We start from the raw sequence: 2,073 nt of genomic DNA, 5'->3' as shown, positions 1-2,073 counted from the left end.
GGCTCTAAACCACGCACCGAACTCTTCCGAGACCGTTTCGGCCATCTTTTTCGCATGACTCAAATTCCGATTCTCGAGCACTCTCTGATCACCATCAAATACCGAGATGGTGGGGCGATCCTCTTTCCGGACGTAAGCTGCCGCAAGCTGCCTTGAAAGTGCACTGGCGGATCCGACCACTTTGATCTGAATACGCGTTCGCACGTCTGCCGCAAGACACTCCTGCAAAATGGCACGCGCCACATCGTCCTCCACAAGCACGGTCGCTTCATATTTCAGTACCGCCCCCATACGCGAGAAAGCGAACTCCGGCGAAACACCACTTGTAATTCGAGTCTTCCCTTGGACCGACTCTACAAAAAATCTTGCATCATCTGGAAGGGACTCAAATATCTCACGAGAATGAGTGGTACAGATGATCTGCGTGTTGGTCTTCTTGCACACCTCTTTCAGCTTCTTCATAAACATCCGCTGTGCTCTGGAATGAAGTCCGAGCTCGACCTCATCGAGCACCAGCAAAGCGCCATCGCCTGCGGAGTATATGTTAGAGAAAATTTCGAAAAGCGCGTTCTCGCCAGCACCCATATTGAAGCCCGAGTAGATCACATCTCCGCATCGAACTAGCGGAAGACTGTACTTAGAATGCTCAGTGTATCGGAACTCGTCGTACTTTTTCCCCAGAATTGCTCCTACGGCTGACATTACGTCGTCCTCCCAACCTTTGGTTGGAACATCCTTGAAGGAGCGCGAATAGGACTTGGACTGGCTCCGCTCAGAATGTGGGACGATTCTTTCGATCCCCAAGAACACTACATTTCTAGGGACACGACCCGCGTAGTCGTTCCACTTTCCACCCTTCTGCTTCCAACGAGCCTGAGTGGCTATGCCTATGCCAGTGGGCACCTCTTCCGCCGGGGTCCAGTTGTTGTAGGCAATTTTGTAGTCAATTTCGATTCCTTGTGGCGCTACCTCTTTTGAGTGTTGGATAAAAAAATCTGAAAATGTGTAGTAGGTGTTTTTTCTCCGCGGTAGCTTGAACCCCTTTGGCTTGTTATGAAACGCGCAGCATGCCATAGCAAGAATGGTTGACTTTCCTGCACCATTTACGCCAGCGAAGGCGACAATTGGGTACTCGAACTTAATATCAAGAGAGTTGATTCCTCTGAGAGAACCGCGTCGCAGAGTGATTGACCTCAGCAGCGCTTTGGACATGTCGTTACCAAACCAAGCTCGAAGATCCTTGTCCAACTGACTGTCCCTGTACTTCATTCTGCCCCCCGTGAGCTGGGATTTTGGTCTGATTAATAGCGCTACGCGTGTTGAGGAAAATTATTSAATCGCTGTGGACCCCAGTTTTCCAATTGGCCGCTCTTATTACTTAGCACTTTCCGGATTCTACAAAAAAAAGAGGCGGCCCGTTAGGCCGCCTCAGTTACTTCAATCTCGGGAGAGCATCAAACCCCGACAGGATTAGCCTTCTCAGGATCAATCTTGTACTGCTTGATCGCCCGCGCCACATCCTTACCCGTCATCTTCCCTTCCTTGGCCAGCGCCGCAATCGCGGCATGCGCGATGTAGTACCGGTCAACCTCGAAGAAGCGACGCAGGTTCGCACGCGTATCCGAGCGGCCGAAGCCATCGGTGCCCAGCACGGTGAAGCCCATCGGCACGAACGCACGGATCTGGTCCGCATACGCACGCACATAGTCGGTGGCGGCAATCGCCGGGCCCTGGCGGCCTTCCAGCAGCTCGGTCACGTAGGCCTTGCGCTGCTCGCCTTCCGGGTGGAAGCGGTTGTAACGCTCTGCATCGAAACCATCGCGACGCAGTTCGTTGAAGCTCGGGCAGCTCCAGATGTCGGCGGTGACGCCGAAATCCTTCTCCAGCAGCTCGGCCGCGGCAATGGCTTCGCGCAGGATGGTGCCCGAACCCAGCAGCTGCACGCGCAGCTCGTTCTTCTTCGGCTTGCCGGCGTCGGTGAGCAGGTACATGCCCTTGACGATGCCTTCGGCCGCACCTTCCGGCATTTCCGGGTGGGTATAGTTTTCGTTCATCAGGGTGATGTAGTAGTAC

At 53.7% G+C, this 2,073-nt stretch carries 2 protein-coding genes; both read right to left on the bottom strand.

Features of this window, described 5'->3' with window-relative positions; all coding sequences use genetic code 11:
• Positions 1 to 1,212 (bottom strand): ATP-dependent nuclease (locus ACXJKH_RS19245; RefSeq protein ID WP_457321777.1); only part of this gene is annotated, 1,212 nt, incomplete at its 3' end.
• Between the two features lie 242 nt (positions 1,213 to 1,454).
• Positions 1,455 to 2,073, bottom strand: a 619-nt coding sequence (locus ACXJKH_RS19240) for a transketolase-like TK C-terminal-containing protein (protein WP_457321775.1), incomplete at its 5' end; no start/stop codon positions are given.

Source organism: Stenotrophomonas sp. P5_B8 (assembly GCF_054049855.1).
The sequence above is the reverse complement of the archived record's forward strand: the minus strand, read 5'-3'. Positions and strand labels throughout refer to the sequence as shown.